We start from the raw sequence: 16,372 nt of genomic DNA, 5'->3' as shown, positions 1-16,372 counted from the left end.
AAAAGTGAAAAACAAACAAGGATTGGCATTAGCATTTGCAATTGCATTCGGTTTAGCAAGTATTCCTAATATGGTGACGATTAACGCAGAAGAAGCACAGGTATCAACAAGTAATGGAGGAGAAACTATTCCAGTTGATGCACAACATTTTCCGGATTCAGAATTTTTAAGATATGTGAAACACAATTATATGGATGAAAATGGAAATCTAAGTGAAAAAGCAGTTATCGAAGATGATTTGGTATTAAATACATTTACTACAGGGTCTATTCATGTAGATGTAAAGGATTTAGAAGGAGTCGCGTATTTTCCAAACATAGAAAGAATTACTTATGTTAATTCTAAAACTTTTCAAACAGTTGATTTAAGTAAAAACACGAATTTAACGTGTATTGTTTTTTATAATGATAAGATAGATTCTATTAAGTTCGCAGATAATAATCGTATCGTAACGCTTAATTTATATCAAAACGAATTAAAAGGATTGGATGTATCTAATTTTAAAAACTTGGAAACGCTTATTATTGCAGAAAACCCATTATTATATCTAAACGTAGGAGAACAGACAATTAATTTTTTACGTTATGAAAAGAATAAACCAGTAGATATCGTAACCACTGATGGAACGATTGATTTAGAAAAAGAAGCGCCTGGTATCACCGCAAGTAAAATCAAATATACATCAAAAGATGGTGTGAAACTTGATGGTACAAAGTTTAGTGGTGTTACAAAAGATATGGTCATTCATTATGATTATCAAATTACTGAAAACGATGTATTGCCAGTGACAATTAATGTTATATATAAAGCACCAACAGAAGATAACAGTAAAGTGAATGAGCCAGCGAACACAGTAGATTTAGATAAAAAGGATACACCTCATAAAGCTGAAGTACCATCTATATCCGATAAATCAAATGTACCTAAAACAACAGATCAACAAGAAAAAGCTAAAACAGATGTTATTAAAGATACAGCAGTATCTTATTCAGTTAACCATCCTGTTAAAGGCTTGCTTGCTACCTTCGTGATGTTAGCAGGTGGTGTTGCAGTAATAGAAAAAAAAGAAAAATAATCAAAAATAATAAAATCAGGTTGTGAGTAATCACACCTTTTTTTGTCATATTACATTTTTTTAAACTATGACTGTACAAGAAGAGAAAATGGTGTTAAAATCAAACATAGCGAAAGAAGGTGGACAATATGATGAATAAAAATAATCAATACAATCTTAATACACAGAAGTCATATTGTTCCATCTTGTAATATTTGGATATTAAAGCAGGAAATTGTTTATATGCACTTCTGTAGAACAGAGGTGTTTTTTTATAGTGGGAAAAATAGATAATAAGGAGAAAATAATTTATGATAGAAATAAAAGGAAGTTATACAACTGCGGTTGTATACACAGAGGAACTGGATGATGCCAGTATTTCACAGATTTTTCAGATCTGTAATCAAAAAAGTATGGAAGGCTGTCATATCGCCATTATGCCAGATGTACACATGGGATCTTCTTGTTGTGTAGGTACAACAATTGCTTTAAAGGATAAAGTGATACCTAGTCTTGTAGGTGTGGATATTGGTTGTGGTATGGAAGTTGTGAAGTTGAAAGAAAAGCATATAGAGCTTGCCAGACTAGATAAATTCATACGTACTGAGATACCATCAGGCTGTAATATTAGAAACAAGATTCATAAAAAAGCAGCAAAGTTGAATTTAAGAAACCTATATTGTTTTCATGCCATAGATGAATTAAGATCAGAGAAAAGTTTAGGTACGCTTGGAGGAGGAAACCATTTCATTGAAATTGATACAGATGAAGATGGCTGTTTATATCTGGTCATTCATTCTGGAAGCAGGCATTTAGGCGTGGAAGTCGCAAGTTATTATCAGAAGCTGGCATATGATCATTTAAATGGTTGTGATGAAGAAAGTTTAAAGGCTTTAAAAGAAAGCTTGAAGAAACAAGGCAGGGAACAACAATATGCTGCCGTCGCAAAAACATTGAAGAATACAAAGAAAACAGATATTCCTTATCTAATGTCTTACTTAGAAGGAAAGTATAAAGATGCATATCTGCATGATATCAAAATCATTCAGGAGTTTGCGGATATATCAAGACAGGCAATGGCCGAAGATATCATGAAGTATATGAAACTACATGCTGAAGAACGATTTACGACCATGCATAATTATATTGATGAACAACAGGTATTAAGGAAAGGCGCTATTCGCGCTGGTAAAGATGAAATCGTATGGATTCCATTAAATATGCGGGATGGGGCATTATTATGTAAAGGAAAAGGTAATTCTGCATGGAATGCCTCAGCTCCTCATGGGGCTGGTAGAGCAATGAGCAGAAGTGAAGCAAAACAAAGCTTTACACTTTCTGAATATAAAAAAGAAATGAAAGGGATTTTTACATCATCTGTCATAAAATCAACGATTGATGAGTGTCCTATGGCTTATAAACCTGCGGATATGATCATTTCTCAGATCGAAGAAAGCGTGGAAATCTTAAAAAAAGTAACACCAATTTATAACTTTAAAGCAGGCGAGGATGAATAATCTTCGCTTTTCTTTTAAATCATACATAAAAATATATGGTTATGAACAGTGTGTGAAAATCATAAGATTTACCTTGACATGATAAAAAAACAGGTATATATTTAGCATGCTAATAATTAGCTATCTAACTATTGAGGTGATGAATATGCAGACTTCGTTTCATTTTCTAGTATTTAAAGCGTTTCACGCACAACGCAATAAAATCAGACATAATATGGATGCCTATGGTTTATATCCCGGACAGCCAAAGGTTCTGCGTTATATTGCGGTAAATTCTAACTGTAAGCTAAAGGATATCGCAAAAGAATGTGATGTAGAGTGTGCGACTGTCAGCAAACTGCTTAACAGCCTGGAAGAGAAAGGCATGCTGACCCGTCATGTTGATCAAAAAAATAAGCGTGCTTTACAGGTAAATATTACAGAAAAGGGAAAGAAAGCGCTAGAACAATGGAATGCACATTGCCTTGAAGTTGAAGAACTGTCACTACAGGGCTTTTCTGAAGAAGAACGTGCGCAATTTGAAAACTATTTATGTCGCATGTATCAGAATTTGAGTGGTAAGACAATAGAATAGATGGGAGGGATTCTTATGCTCAAACGGTTATTCCCTTATATGAAAACGTATCAGAGATATCTGGTGCTGGCTTGTTTTTGTGTAATCGCAGAAACAATATTTGAATTGATCATACCAATTTTAATGGCGGATATCATTGATGTTGGTGTGGCGAATGCAGATAAAGAATATATTATTATGAAAGGTGCACAGATGATTGTGTGCGCATTATTGGCATTGGTACTTGGTGTTTTATATGCCAGATATGCCGCAACAGCAGGACAGGGTTTTGGAGCTGAATTAAGAAAAGATGAATTCAAGAAGGTACAAAATTTTTCCTTTGCGAATACCGATCACTTTTCAACTTCATCTTTGATTACCCGTTTAACAAGTGATGTTACCATCCTGCAAACAGCGGTCAGTAATGGTGTTAGACCACTTGTCCGCTCACCGGTCATGTTGTTGACAGCCCTTGTATTGACTTTTACAATCAACGCAAAGCTAGCGGTTGTCTTTATGATTGCCATTCCAATTTTAGGTGTCGGCTTGTTTATTATCGTTAGAAAAGTTGGACCATTATATCGTCTGATGCAAAGCAGTATCGATAAAGTCAACACCATCGTTCAGGAAAACTTAAACGCAATCAGAGTGGTAAAGTCTTATGTAAGAGGCACATATGAAGAAGAAAAATTTGCGGATGTAAATGAATCATTACGTGTCGCAAGTTTAAAGGCATTCTCTACTTCTGTTTGGAATATGCCATTATTTCAAATCGTAATGTACGCAACCATTGTATGTATCGTTTGGTTTGGTGGCAATATGATATTTATTGGAGATATGAAAGTTGGAGAGCTTACTGGATTTTTAAGTTATGTTATGCAGATTTTAAATTCACTAATGATGATTTCAGCGGTATTCTTAATGATTACCCGATCCATTGCAAGTTGTGAACGTATCATTGAGGTATTGGATGAAAAACCAGATATCAATGATCATGATGCAAAAGAAGTCATGGTAGAAGAAGGCAGTATTGACTTTGACCATGTATATTTCAAATATAAAGCTTCTGCGGAAGAATATGTATTATCCGATATCACATTGCATATTCCAAAGGGTTCTACAGTTGGTATATTAGGTGGTACGGGTTCTGCGAAAACAACCCTTGTACAGCTGATCCCAAGACTATATGATGTCAGTGAAGGGGAAGTACGCATTGATGGAAGAAATGTAAAGGAATATTCTATTGAACATTTGCGTGATGCTGTAGGTATGGTGCTTCAAAAGAATACCTTATTTAGTGGTACGATAAGAGAAAACCTGTTATGGGGAGATGAACACGCAAGTGATGAAGATATCGAATGGGCATGTCATATCGCAGCCGTGGATGAATTTATCGGTAATTTCCCTAAAGGGTATGATACAGATTTAGGACAGGGTGGTGTCAATGTATCTGGTGGACAAAAACAACGTTTATGTATTGCCAGAGCATTATTGAAAAAGCCTCGTGTATTGATATTTGATGACAGTACCAGTGCGGTGGATACTGCGACAGAAGCAAGTATTCGTGAAGGACTGGCTTCCTTAAAAGATACCACAAAGATTATCATCGCCCAGCGTGTCAGCTCTTTACAGCACGCAGACCAGATCGTCATTTTGGATGATGGAAAGATTCATGCAATCGGAACACATGAAGAATTATTGAAAAATGATCCGATTTATCAGGATATCTACACATCTCAACAGGAAGGAGCTGGTTTATAATGGCAAGACAGATTACAGGTAAAAAACCTAAAAATATGAAAAAGACCATGAAGAATTTTCTGGCCTATCTTGGAATGCATAAATTTGCTTTGATACTTGTTGGCGTTTTGGCAATATTTAGTGCCGGTGCTAATCTGTTTGGTACGTATCTGTTGCAGCCAATCATTGATAATTACATCGTTCCTAAAGATTATGATGGATTATTCACGGCAGTGGTTTTCATGGGAATCATGTATGCCTGTGGTGCTGTATGTACCGCTGTATATAAACAGCTGATGACCCGCACTTCACAAAAAATCGTTAAAGAAATCAGACAGGATTTGTTTGATAAAATGCAATCACTCCCACTTCGTTTCTTTGATACGAATACCCATGGGGATGTCATGAGTCATTTCACCAACGATTTGGATACTGTACAGGATGCCATGAACAACTGTTTTGATAACCTGATTCAAAGCTTTACTATGATCACTGGTACTTTGATTGCTATCTTTATATTAAATTGGAAGTTATCATTGATCGTTATGATTTCTATGATCTCCATGTATCTTATGATTCAGTATTACAGTAAGCGTAGTAAATATTATTTCTCTCATCAGCAGGCAGCTATGGGAAATCTGAATGGCTTTATTGAAGAAATGGTGGATGGTGTCAAAGTTGTTAAAGTGTTTAATCATGAACAAAAAAACTTTGAAGAATTTGAACGAAGAAATGAACGTCTGCGTATTGCTTCTACCAACGCATTAACTTATAGTGGACGTACCATTCCAACAGTTGTTTCCATGTCTTATCTGAATTATGCAATCGTTGCATGTATTGGTGGTTTCTTTGCAATTGCAGGCAATATCGGACTTGGCGCATTAGCATCTTATCTGGTATATGTAAGACAGACAGCAGCACCAATCAACCAATTCACACAACAGTTAAACTTCATGCTTGCCGCAATGGCAGGTGCTGAACGTATTTTCACCATGATGGATGAAAGTGAAGAAATTGATGAAGGAAAAGTTACACTTGCACGTGTACGTATCTTGGAAGATGGAACCATGCAGGAATGTAAAGAAAACACAGGACACTGGGCATGGCGTCACCCACATGATGGTCAAATTGAATTGGTACCATTACGTGGAGATGTTCGTTTTCATGATGTTGTCTTTGGCTATGAACCAGGTGTAACAATTCTGAAAGGTATCAATCTTTACGCAAAACCAGGACAAAAGATTGCATTTGTAGGAAGTACTGGAGCTGGTAAAACAACCATTACCAATCTGATCAATCGTTTCTATGATATCGAAAGTGGCAGTATCACTTATGATGGCATTGATGTAAAACTGATCAAAAAAGATGATTTACGACGTTCTATATCTGTGGTGTTACAGGATACCCATTTATTTACCGGAACCATCGCAGATAATATTCGTTATGGGAATTTACATGCGGATATGGATGATGTAATTGAAGCCGCAAAACTTGCGAATGCTCATTCATTTATCAAGCGTCTGCCTAATGGCTATGATACGATGTTGACTGGAGATGGCGCAAATTTATCTCAGGGACAACGACAGCTGTTAGCAATTGCCAGAGCAGCTATTGCCAATCCACCTGTATTGATTTTAGATGAAGCCACAAGCTCCATCGATACCCGTACAGAGAAATTAATTGAAAAAGGAATGGATCGTTTGATGGAAAATCGTACAGTCTTTGTGATCGCCCATCGTTTAAGCACTGTACGTAACAGTAAAGCAATTATGGTTTTAGATCATGGTGAAATCATTGAACGTGGAAGTCATGATGAATTAATTGCCCAGAAAGGCCGTTATTATCAGTTATATACTGGACAATTTGAATTAGATTAATATTATGGATAGAAAGGTGAGGCATCTTTCTATCCTTTTTTTGTCTGTTTTTTACAATTCCTTTTTTTATTCAGATGGTAGGATATAATCGAGGTGATCAATATGATAGAATCAAGATGTGGCATCGTATGCAGTGAATGCCAGTTTTTAAAGGATGGGGTATGTGAAGGATGTACAAAGATCACAAAACCTTTCTGGGGAGATGTTTGTGTAATCAAGCAATCTTGTGAAAAGAAAGGGCACGATCATTGTGGACAATGCCAATCATTTCCTTGTGCACAATTAACAGCATTTTCCTATGATCAAAAGCAGGGAGATAATGGAAAACGCATAAGACAGTGTGAGAAATGGATGAATGAAGAAAAATAAAAAAATGATATGAATTAAGATAAAACGGCAGCTTTATTTAAGAAACAGCCGTTTTATCGCATCTTATTCAAGTCTTAGTATCCTCATATCAAAAATAAATATAAGTAGTTTCTGAAACTAGATTGACTAATCATCTTAATTAGAATATACTATGTATGTGATTGATGTGGAGGTAACAAAAATGAATAAACAGAAAACAGCAATTCTGACGGATACATGTTGTAATGTACCAGAAGCTTATGCGAAAAAATATGATATGTATGTCATTCCTTTAAAGGTAATTTATAAAGATAGAGAATACTTAGATGGCGTAGATATTACACCGGAAGAAGTATATGAAAGCTTATCAAAAGAAATTCCAAAGTCCAGTTTGCCTGATGGAGAAGCTATTCTTTCTATCTTCGACAAGATCAAAGCTGATGGATATGAAAATGTGATTGCGATAACATTATCCAGTGGATTAAGTGGCACAAATAATATGATTCATTTATTATCAAAAGATTATGAAGGATTAAATTTCTTTATTTTGGATACAAAAAATATTTCTATTGGCGGTGGCTTCCATGCGATTCAGGCAGGCCGCTATCTAGAAGATGGTATGTCTTTTGAAAATATATGTGAAAAACTTCAAAATGAAGTATATAAGTGTAAAGTATTCTTCGTTGTGGAAACTTTAGAATATCTTCAAAAGGGTGGAAGAATTGGTTTGGTCGCATCTTTATTTGGGAATGCATTAAATTTAAAACCAATCATTTCATGTAACGATGAAGGCATTTATTATACAGTCGCAAAAGTACGTGGTAGAAAACAATCTATCTCAAAAACAATTGAGCTTGCGTTAAAACTGGCAGGTGATCATAAGCGTTACAATGTTGCGATTATGAATGGAGCCGCAAAAGAACTTGCCGCAGATATCAAAAAAGAAATTCTGCCAAAACTTCCAAATGTAGATATCTTCATTGAAGAGCAGGTAACACCAGTATTAGGTGTTCATACAGGACCTGGCACTATCGGCATTGGTGTACAGATTCTTGAAGATTAAGGAGGCAGAAGCTTATGGAACAGCAATCCATGAAAGATATGTTTAAATTAGAATTTGGAGAAGAAGTTGCTAACTGTGTCACACATGGGGTTATGGCCTTGTTGTGTTTGTTTGCACTTCCGTGTGTTGCTGTTTATGGCTATATACAGGCAGGCATGCTAAAAGCAATCGGAGATGCCATCTTTGTGATTAGTTTATTTCTGATGTTTATCGTTTCTACGCTGTATCATTCCATGCCATTTGGCACAACACATAAATATGTATTTCGTAAATTGGATCATATTTGTATCTATTTTGCGATAGCAGGAAGTTATACACCAATTGCATTAACTGTTATTGGTGGCACAAAAGGATTTGTTATTATCGCTATAGAATGGCTGGCAGTACTTGGCGGTATTTTATTGAAAAGTATTAGTTCCCATGCATTTCCAAAGCTGTCTATGGCAATCTATATGATTATGGGATGGGTTGCAATCCTGTTTATTCCTGATTTAGTCAGAGGCAGTTCTATCTTGTTTATATCATTAATTGTGGCGGGTGGTTTAATGTATACCATTGGCGCAATCTTCTATAAACATCCAGAGAAAAAATATTATCATTCCATTTGGCATATATGTATTAATATTGCCAGTATATTTCATTTTATCGCCATTATCTTTCTTATTTGACCAGTTCCATATCGAGCTGGTTTTATTTTTTTTATACAATCACATCATCATCCAATGTTCAAGAATATTCAAGAATTCATCACATATGAGTTTTGTATATTCATTTCTGATAAAATGTAAGCGTATTAATTATGTTTTGTTCGGGTTAACCGAAAGAAAGGTAAAAGAAATAATATGGAAAAAAGAAATGAAAAAAAAAGCAGTTGTATGTGCATTATGCTTAGGATTGGCATGTAGTAGTAACTTGGGGATGTTGGATATTCACGCAGTTGAAACAAAAGCACCTGAAACAGTTGTGACAAAGAGTGATGAAACACAAGAAACTTGGGTTAATGTAATAGAATTTTCAAATGAAATAATTGCCTCTACGAAAGGCATATATGGAGAAACTAATTTCAATGATCAAGGCCAAATGAGAGTTGATAATGTTAAACAAGTATCAATATCAAATACACCAATCACAAATTTAAATAAGAGTTTAAAGGGAATTGATAAGTTGCAAAATGTGGTAGAATTATATTTGACTAATAGTGGTCTATCAGGTGATATTACTATACCTAAATTAGACAATTTAACATATTTGGAGATTGCATACAATAATATAAAAAATTTAAATTTAGAAAATACACCTAAATTAAAAGAATTAATTGCTCAAAACAATGGTGTTTTAGAATCTATTAATTTGAATAATAACACAGACTTAACTAACTTAAATGTTTCTAATAATTCACTAACTATTTTGGATATATCAAATAATACAAAATTGGAAACAGTTAATGCACAAAATGATGGACAAAAAGGATTATTAAAGGAAATAAAGTTAGGTAGTGAATATCCTAATTTAACAAGTTTGTCTTTTTATAACAACAATGTAGAGTCTTTTGATTTTAGCAAACTTACAAGTGATAAAAAGATTACGGTAAATGGAAAATACAATAAGCTTAAATACGCTGATTTATCAGGTATACAATCTAAAAACAAAAGTACAAACTTTGACTTGTCAGGAAATAATTTACTAGGTTATGATTTAGGAGAAAATTTTAATGGTATGGTAAATATTACTGGATAGCTGCCAACAGATGTTGAAATGAATGAGAAGGGTGAAGTGAATTTAGCTGATTATGGATTGACAACAAAAGATTTTAAGAGTGTCAAAAACGTAAATGGTAATTGTGATTATAATAGTGAAACAGGAATATTTAGTAATATAAAGGATTCTGAAATTATTTATAACTTTGAAAGTTCTGGAAAAAGTATGGAAGTCACTATGTATGTAACACAAAAATCATATATAAATTCATGGGTGAAGGAACCTAATATTGCTAGCTATAATCTTTTAGAAGAGCCACAACCAAAAGCAGAAGCAAAATATGGTAAGGTTGAATTCAAATATAGCAAAGATAATGAAACATTTGATTCTAATAAACCTAATTCTGCAGGAACATGGTATATGAAGGCTTATGTAAAAGCTGGAGAAAGCTATACTGGACTAGAAAGTGAATCTAAGAATTTTGAAGTAAAAAAGGCAAATGGATCTGCTACTGTAGAAATTGAAGGATGGAGTGAAGGGGAAAAGCCTAATCCACCAGTAATTAAAACAGAGGCATATAAACCAGAAGAAAGACACATATCCTATAAGAATAATGATACGGGAGAGATATCTTCAACGCCTCCAAAAGTAGCAGGATCATATTCAGTTATTGTTGATTTTTATGAAAATGATATCTATCGTGGATTAGTAATTAAAAAGAATTTTATGGTGGAAAAAGAAAAACAAAAAGAAGAAGAGCTTATTAAAATGATTATAAATTTAGGGGATAGTAGCTATTTTAAATTAAGCGATGTTAATATTGACAGCCTGACTTCAGAAAATGAAAAAGAAATCAAAGAATCCTTAAAAGGAGCAACTTATGAAAATGGGAAGTTTATATATATTAATGGAAATGTAGTTACATTCCATTATACATTGGGTAATACTATTTGTAATTATAATCTAGAGATTGTAAGAAATAGTAATCAACCAGTCATCGTAATGATGGATATTAAGGCAGAAACAGATAAAGATGGAAATATATATCTGAAAGACTTAAATTTAAAAAATTATAAAGATGAATATGCATCAAATATTAAGTCCTCTTGTGTAGGTGCGAAATTTGATAATGGAAGGTTCTATGATTTTGAGAATAATAAATTTGAATTTGCTTATAATGTTAATGATAAATTAGTATATCAGTATAGAGTTACCATCACAAAGGATAATACTGTGATAGCACCTGATGTGAAACCAGAGGAACCTGCAAAACCAGCTGATAACAAAGGCGATAAAGATAAACCTAAAGATGCAGTCGTAAAAGATACTTCAGCAACCACACAAGATCATACAGCAGGATTATTAATGGGATTCGTTACATTAGCAGGTGCAGTGATAATCACAAATAAAAAACACGAAAAAGAATAGTAAAGAAAAGAAGCTATGAATTTAGCTTCTTTTTAAATGGTTAGGAAATCTTCAAATATTTGAAGATATTGCTTTGTTAATTTTTCATCATATACAGACATTCTGATACTATATATATAATTGCCTTTTTGTACAATGAAAGCTGGATAATTATCTGATGTTAAATCGTATCCTTGATCAATATCAGTATGTTTATATTCTGGATATGCTTGATACAATGTTTGATCATCAGGAACATCCCCATAGATATATTTCATTGATCTTGTGTTAAAATGACCATGTTCAAAGGTGTAGTCATCAATTAATTTTTCTTTTAGGAAATAGGCAGTTTCGCTTTGATCTTCTATTTCCATCATCTTAATATTGAATTGATAATCATTGTCTATGGAATAATTTGCCTCAAATTGTAGTGGAACATGAGAGGAGCTATTGATATTGATGACTTCCCATGTGCCTTGATCTGGCAGATGATTGTGGAAATAATCGAAGTATACTGTTTGCTTGATACAGGAAAGTTTTTGACTTTGTAAATCAGTTGCATAGGTGATACCTGTGGCTAATGGAATGATAATTAAGAAAACAAATAGTGTGATCATTTGATTGATCTCTGTTTTGATAGAAAAGTGATTACGTAAAAACAGAAGTAAAGAACCAAGAAACATTCCAATTGCAGGATATAAGAAAGGTTGTAGATGATTATATAGGAATGCATCTTTATAAGGCGCAATCATAAGTGGAAACAGATAAACAAAAAGCAGCATTAGATAAATAGATGTTTCAAGATAGCGAGACAACATTGCATTTTGATAAGAGGTATTATGTGTGGATAGTCCGTTTTTTATACGATGCTTATTCAATAGAAGCAGATAAAAATAACGGAATAGTTCTATCGCTATGATAATAATACTATAAAGTATTACTGGTATTCCTAAACGGATAAAGTCATCATCTAAGGTTGCAAAGTGAGGATGATAGGAAAAAACATCATAAATACAGTATAAAATATAAGCAAATGCAAGAATCAATGCAATGAGGGTAGGCATGATGGATTTTTTCACAATCTTATATTGTATCATATCTTCTGTTTGAATTGGTATTAAATGATCACTTCGTTTGGCACAGAATATTTGCATTTTGTCATAACCACAGACAAATTTCCAGCCGCTTTCTTCACAAAAGGAACGATAATCTTTTGCTTCTTCGATATTTTGAGAAGAAAATAAAGTGATTTTTGGGAAGAAATCCACGCAATAAACTAAATCCTGCGGTTCTTCTTTTTGAAATTTGAAGAAATATCCTATTTTCTTTAAGATATATCCTTTTTGCGCCTTGTGTTCTAAGTATTGTTGTATTGCCTGATAGTCCATTGGATGAAAAGCATTGATTGTATATAATGTTTTCATAATCATACCTCCCCGCTATCAATTAACATTTGTTTTAAGCGTTGTTTTTCTTTTTCAAATAATTTATTTCCTTCTTTCGTGATCCGATAGATTTTCTTGCGTTGATCTTCTCCTACTTTTTTGATGAAGCCTTCTTCTTCAAAACGAGAAAGCAGAGTATACAAAGTGCCGGCACCTACTTTGATACGGCCATGGGTGATTTCATCAATCTGTTGCATGATTTCATAGCCATGATGAGGCTGTCTTAAAACAAGTAAAATATAAAACATTTGTTCTGTCAGTGTCTGAAATTCTTTTCGTGCCATGTGATCACCTCACTATATTGAATATCGATATATCTATTATCAATATAATGTATAAATAAGTGTTTGTCAATAGAAAAGCAGTAATTATAGAAATTACTGCTGGATTGCGATATATACATAACAATGAGCCTTGTTGTCTTTTGAGAATGCTTTGGGAATGCTAGCTTCATAATCTTTTGTAAAGCTGCGTTTGATAAGCTGTTTGTTTTGATCATTCCAGATTCTAATCCATGCTTGTTTTGTACAAGCTTCAATATTTCCCTCATCATTTGTTTCCTCATACAGAAGGTAAGTGCCTTGTGCAATTTTTTCTTCCATTCTTGTGAAAAAATCCAATGTTTCTGCCATAATGGTTAAATCATAGGTGCCTTTTTCATCTGATGTATAATTGCTGTAACAGGAAATGGGTGTTACATTTTCAATAGGATGATGTTCATTATCACATAACAGGGGAAGATTTCCTGTTGTGATATCGTTCCAGAGTGCCTGGATTTTTTCCATGCCTTCTATTGTGTTGTCGGTTGTTAGTGTAACGTTTGTTAGATGATAATTCATATTGTTCTCCTTTATAATAGTGACATCTGTTTGATGCCGGTTTCTTTTTTATATGCATGAATGATATCGTTCATGCGATAGAGGATACCGTATTTCTGGCATTCTTTTTGAAATAGTTTCCATAATGCTTGATGATGAAGAGATTCACAGGAATAGGTATTGTGATAATATTTTTCATATAGCTGTCGTTTTCCTGGGAAAAAGCGATCCAGTTGATAGTAAAAATAACTGCGTTGATTTAATCGCAAGGTTACACCAAAACCTGGATAGATGAATTTGGCATGATGCAAGTGTGCCTGTTCAATGATTGTTTTGATATTTTCTTCACTGTCATTGATGAAGGGAAGTATGGGCATCATTAAAATACCAGCGAAAATATTAGCCTGATGCAGCTTTTCTAATATTATAAAGCGCTTGGAACTGACACAGACATGTGGTTCAATGATACGGCATAATGTATCATCTGCGGTTGTAATGGTAATTTTTACAATGCTGGGATATTGTTTTGATATCGCTGAAATTAAATCAATATCTTTCAGGATCAAATCACTTTTGGTATCAATGCCAACACCGAATCCATAACGATAGATCAGCTCTAATGCACCATGTGTGATTTTCTCTGTTTTCTCAAATGGATGATAGGTATCAGACATGGAACCAATTCCTATAACACCTTTTCGTTTCTTGCGTTTTAGTTCCATTTCAAGAATAGATAATTCATTTTCTTTCTTACGAACGATATCAAAGTTATCTACCTGATAACACGAACTGCGGGAATCACAATAAATACAACCATGAGGACAGCCTTTGTATAAATTCATATTATAATCCATGCCAAACCAGGTATATGGCTCTGTGGGTTTACCATTGCCCTGAAGTAAAGATTTTGCGCTGATGCTGGGCATATGATCTGGTGTATCCTGTAAGATGGGAATACCGATTTCTATAACAGAATGTTCATCCTGATAAGCAAAACCTGGTCGATAGGCTTCATAATAAACAAGATCTATTTGTTTTGGTGTAAGATGTGCAGCTGGTAAATGCTGTTTCATCAGGTATTGTATGGTATCTGGTAGTTTTCGCATAGGACCAACATGTTCATAAAGAAAATAGTGGGAACGGGGCAATAGAAAGATTTCAAAGTCATCGGGATAGGTAATATCCGCAGGCAAACAACAAGCATAATACAACTTTGATTGTTCACGAAAGGTGATGCCATATTTTTCAAAGGGCTTTTTTTGTTGAAGATGATAACGCTTGATATCCTGTTGAAAACTTTGCCAAAATGATGTGATCAAAGACATGTTTTTAGAAAAAGAAGCAGTTAGAGGAATACGTTTTCCAATCAGGAAACGATTATCCTTTTGTTTTATCTTTTCCATAAGCCGCAATTATTTTATCTAGTTTCTTTTCAGATTGGATTTCATGTGTTATGAATTTTCCATCTATAAACAATGCATGAACACACCATGGGGCAGGGACTTTCATGACTTCTTCTTTACTTTGAAGTAGGTGCAGATGTACAGGAATACCAGCAGCTTCTACGCGCTGTTTTAAGATTTCCGCATATTTTAAAGCAAAAGGACATTGTGGTGTATAGTATAATACAAAACCATCTTCTTTTGTTTTCATTGTTTTAGCGGTATCGGTAAAATGTGGCATAGCTTTGTTATCGGTAAGAGGCAGATATAGTAATTGATAGACACCTGCTTCATCAACAAGTGTAAAGCCCTTATACTTTAAATAATCGCCATCACTTAGAAAGCCTAGTTTCTTTTCACTGGATATTACCGCTATGCCATCCATATTCGCATCTTTGGCATCTTGAATACATTGAGATAATAATGCATTGCTGTAGCCTTTTCCTTTATATTGTCCACTGACCCAAAAACAGTCGATCATCATCATATTCTTGCCTTCCACAGGTGCCCATGCGCAAGTAATTGGCGCATATTCAATAAATACTTTGCCTTTTGCCTGTAGACGATAAAACTGCAAGCCTTCTTTCATGCGTTGTGTTAACCATATCTTTTTCATCTGAACCTGTGCTTTATCACTTAAAGCACAACAGATATGCTCCTTTTCTATATTTTCTGGTGTAAGTTTTATAAATACCATATCATTTTCTCCTTATTGGGTGACGAATCACCGTTTTTAAATTTTCTGGTTTTGATTTATTTGGATTACTTAAATATATTTCATGATGCATTCTGGGCTGCCCTGTGCTATAGATGCCTGTAAAATCCAGTTCATAGCCTTCAGCTTCCATAAAGGCATGCATCTTTTCAATAGATGCTGGTTCATCATCGTAACAGCCTTTGTGCATGATTTGTACACATAAACCTTCTTCAAGTGTCACAAACTTTGCAAGTGATACATCAAGCTGTGGTTTTTTCTTTTGTGTCTGTGCACATGCCCATTCAAATATTTCCTGATTGACAAACTCAGGTAAGCGAATGAAAGCATACCAGTGAAAGCTGTTCTTTCGTGTAACATCAATTCCCTGTATTTCATCCATCCACCAAAAACCTTCCAGTGGTGGTACAACATAATCAAAATATCCTTTGATTTGCATAGAACTTTTTTTACTCATTTTTATGGTATAACTGATGCCATATAGAATCTGTAAAGCATTGGCATATGCGCCATCTGGCTCATTTGGATCGCCATTTCCTTTGACCATCACAAAATTCATGGATGGAACCTGAATCATCATTGGTTTTGTTTTCGGTATATATAAATCTTTATATGTTTTTTTATAATCAAATGTTTCCATACAAGTATCCCTTCTTTCATCTCTACTATATCATTGTATATATGACACCTCATGT

Annotated in this window: 16 protein-coding genes; 10 read left to right on the top strand and 6 right to left on the bottom strand. The window is 34.1% G+C overall.

What is annotated here, in order from left to right:
- Nucleotides 1-4 precede the first annotated feature (4 nt).
- From DW761_RS10565 to DW761_RS10520, 10 genes are all read left to right on the top strand, one after another.
- Nucleotides 5-1,075 (top strand): hypothetical protein, encoded by a 1,071-nt coding sequence (locus DW761_RS10565; protein ID WP_117518082.1) that lies wholly within the window; start codon nucleotides 5-7, stop codon nucleotides 1,073-1,075.
- 290 nt (nucleotides 1,076-1,365) lie between these two features.
- Complete coding sequence (locus DW761_RS10560; RefSeq protein ID WP_117518080.1) at nucleotides 1,366-2,571, top strand: RtcB family protein; 1,206 nt, start codon at nucleotides 1,366-1,368, stop codon at nucleotides 2,569-2,571.
- 145 nt (nucleotides 2,572-2,716) lie between these two features.
- The gene (locus tag DW761_RS10555) at nucleotides 2,717-3,145 is read left to right on the top strand and encodes a MarR family winged helix-turn-helix transcriptional regulator (RefSeq protein WP_117453800.1); all 429 of its coding nucleotides are present in this window, start codon (nucleotides 2,717-2,719) and stop codon (nucleotides 3,143-3,145) included.
- Between the two features lie 15 nt (nucleotides 3,146-3,160).
- Entirely contained in the window at nucleotides 3,161-4,885 is a 1,725-nt protein-coding gene (locus DW761_RS10550) for an ABC transporter ATP-binding protein (protein WP_117453801.1), read from the top strand.
- On the top strand, nucleotides 4,885-6,741 hold the full coding sequence (locus DW761_RS10545) for an ABC transporter ATP-binding protein (RefSeq protein WP_117453802.1): 1,857 nt from the start codon (nucleotides 4,885-4,887) through the stop codon (nucleotides 6,739-6,741). Before DW761_RS10550 ends, DW761_RS10545 begins: the two co-directional genes overlap by 1 nt.
- Nucleotides 6,742-6,843: 102 nt before the next feature.
- Complete coding sequence (locus tag DW761_RS10540; RefSeq protein ID WP_117518078.1) at nucleotides 6,844-7,110, top strand: DUF3795 domain-containing protein; 267 nt, start codon at nucleotides 6,844-6,846, stop codon at nucleotides 7,108-7,110.
- Between the two features lie 181 nt (nucleotides 7,111-7,291).
- Nucleotides 7,292-8,152: a DegV family protein gene (locus DW761_RS10535; RefSeq protein WP_117453803.1), complete on the top strand. Its 861-nt coding sequence runs from the start codon at nucleotides 7,292-7,294 to the stop codon at nucleotides 8,150-8,152.
- A gap of 14 nt (nucleotides 8,153-8,166) precedes the next feature.
- Nucleotides 8,167-8,820, top strand: coding sequence for a PAQR family membrane homeostasis protein TrhA (gene trhA / locus DW761_RS10530; protein ID WP_117518077.1), 654 nt, complete (start codon nucleotides 8,167-8,169; stop codon nucleotides 8,818-8,820).
- Between the two features lie 187 nt (nucleotides 8,821-9,007).
- Nucleotides 9,008-9,889 (top strand): hypothetical protein, encoded by an 882-nt coding sequence (locus DW761_RS10525; RefSeq protein ID WP_147323324.1) that lies wholly within the window; start codon nucleotides 9,008-9,010, stop codon nucleotides 9,887-9,889.
- Nucleotides 9,890-9,907: 18 nt separating this feature from the next.
- The gene (locus DW761_RS10520) at nucleotides 9,908-11,278 is read left to right on the top strand and encodes a hypothetical protein (protein ID WP_117518073.1); all 1,371 of its coding nucleotides are present in this window, start codon (nucleotides 9,908-9,910) and stop codon (nucleotides 11,276-11,278) included.
- A 32-nt stretch (nucleotides 11,279-11,310) separates the two neighbouring features.
- Here the strand turns inward: DW761_RS10520 and DW761_RS10515 are convergent, their stop codons facing one another.
- From DW761_RS10515 to DW761_RS10490, 6 genes are all read right to left on the bottom strand, one after another.
- The gene (locus tag DW761_RS10515; RefSeq protein WP_158553788.1) at nucleotides 11,311-12,681 is read right to left on the bottom strand and encodes a DUF2812 domain-containing protein; all 1,371 of its coding nucleotides are present in this window, start codon (nucleotides 12,679-12,681) and stop codon (nucleotides 11,311-11,313) included.
- Nucleotides 12,682-12,683: 2 nt separating this feature from the next.
- Nucleotides 12,684-12,986, bottom strand: coding sequence for a PadR family transcriptional regulator (locus tag DW761_RS10510; RefSeq protein WP_117518069.1), 303 nt, complete (start codon nucleotides 12,984-12,986; stop codon nucleotides 12,684-12,686).
- Between the two features lie 93 nt (nucleotides 12,987-13,079).
- Nucleotides 13,080-13,541 carry an AraC family transcriptional regulator gene (locus DW761_RS10505; RefSeq protein WP_117518067.1) on the bottom strand — a complete coding sequence of 154 codons (462 nt, stop codon included), beginning with the start codon at nucleotides 13,539-13,541 and terminating at the stop codon, nucleotides 13,080-13,082.
- A gap of 11 nt (nucleotides 13,542-13,552) precedes the next feature.
- Nucleotides 13,553-14,923 carry a radical SAM protein gene (locus DW761_RS10500; protein ID WP_117518065.1) on the bottom strand — a complete coding sequence of 457 codons (1,371 nt, stop codon included), beginning with the start codon at nucleotides 14,921-14,923 and terminating at the stop codon, nucleotides 13,553-13,555.
- Nucleotides 14,898-15,659: a YoaP domain-containing protein gene (locus DW761_RS10495; protein WP_117518063.1), complete on the bottom strand. Its 762-nt coding sequence runs from the start codon at nucleotides 15,657-15,659 to the stop codon at nucleotides 14,898-14,900. The genes DW761_RS10500 and DW761_RS10495 overlap by 26 nt, the downstream gene beginning before the upstream one ends.
- Nucleotide 15,660: 1 nt before the next feature.
- Entirely contained in the window at nucleotides 15,661-16,317 is a 657-nt protein-coding gene (locus DW761_RS10490; RefSeq protein ID WP_117518061.1) for a GyrI-like domain-containing protein, read from the bottom strand.
- Between the last annotated feature and the right edge of the window lie 55 nt (nucleotides 16,318-16,372).

Origin of the sequence: Absiella sp. AM29-15 (genome assembly GCF_003434225.1) — a bacterium.
GTDB classification, from domain to species: Bacteria; Bacillota_I; Bacilli_A; order Erysipelotrichales; family Erysipelotrichaceae; genus Hoskinsella; species Hoskinsella hominis.
The sequence above is the reverse complement of the archived record's forward strand: the minus strand, read 5'-3'. Positions and strand labels throughout refer to the sequence as shown.

Bases quoted from the DNA above. Each gene is read 5' to 3' on its own strand.
- DW761_RS10560 (WP_117518080.1), top strand. From the start codon at position 1,366: ATGATAGAAATAAAAGGAAGTTATACAACTGCGGTTGTATACACAGAG.
- DW761_RS10555 (WP_117453800.1), top strand. From the start codon at position 2,717: ATGCAGACTTCGTTTCATTTTCTAGTATTTAAAGCGTTTCACGCACAA.
- DW761_RS10550 (WP_117453801.1), top strand. From the start codon at position 3,161: ATGCTCAAACGGTTATTCCCTTATATGAAAACGTATCAGAGATATCTG.
- DW761_RS10545 (WP_117453802.1), top strand. From the start codon at position 4,885: ATGGCAAGACAGATTACAGGTAAAAAACCTAAAAATATGAAAAAGACC.
- DW761_RS10540 (WP_117518078.1), top strand. From the start codon at position 6,844: ATGATAGAATCAAGATGTGGCATCGTATGCAGTGAATGCCAGTTTTTA.
- DW761_RS10535 (WP_117453803.1), top strand. From the start codon at position 7,292: ATGAATAAACAGAAAACAGCAATTCTGACGGATACATGTTGTAATGTA.
- trhA (WP_117518077.1), top strand. From the start codon at position 8,167: ATGGAACAGCAATCCATGAAAGATATGTTTAAATTAGAATTTGGAGAA.
- DW761_RS10525 (WP_147323324.1), top strand. From the start codon at position 9,008: ATGAAAAAAAAAGCAGTTGTATGTGCATTATGCTTAGGATTGGCATGT.
- DW761_RS10520 (WP_117518073.1), top strand. From the start codon at position 9,908: ATGAATGAGAAGGGTGAAGTGAATTTAGCTGATTATGGATTGACAACA.
- DW761_RS10515 (WP_158553788.1), bottom strand. From the start codon at position 12,681: ATGAAAACATTATATACAATCAATGCTTTTCATCCAATGGACTATCAG.
- DW761_RS10510 (WP_117518069.1), bottom strand. From the start codon at position 12,986: ATGGCACGAAAAGAATTTCAGACACTGACAGAACAAATGTTTTATATT.
- DW761_RS10505 (WP_117518067.1), bottom strand. From the start codon at position 13,541: ATGAATTATCATCTAACAAACGTTACACTAACAACCGACAACACAATA.
- DW761_RS10500 (WP_117518065.1), bottom strand. From the start codon at position 14,923: ATGGAAAAGATAAAACAAAAGGATAATCGTTTCCTGATTGGAAAACGT.
- DW761_RS10495 (WP_117518063.1), bottom strand. From the start codon at position 15,659: ATGGTATTTATAAAACTTACACCAGAAAATATAGAAAAGGAGCATATC.
- DW761_RS10490 (WP_117518061.1), bottom strand. From the start codon at position 16,317: ATGGAAACATTTGATTATAAAAAAACATATAAAGATTTATATATACCG.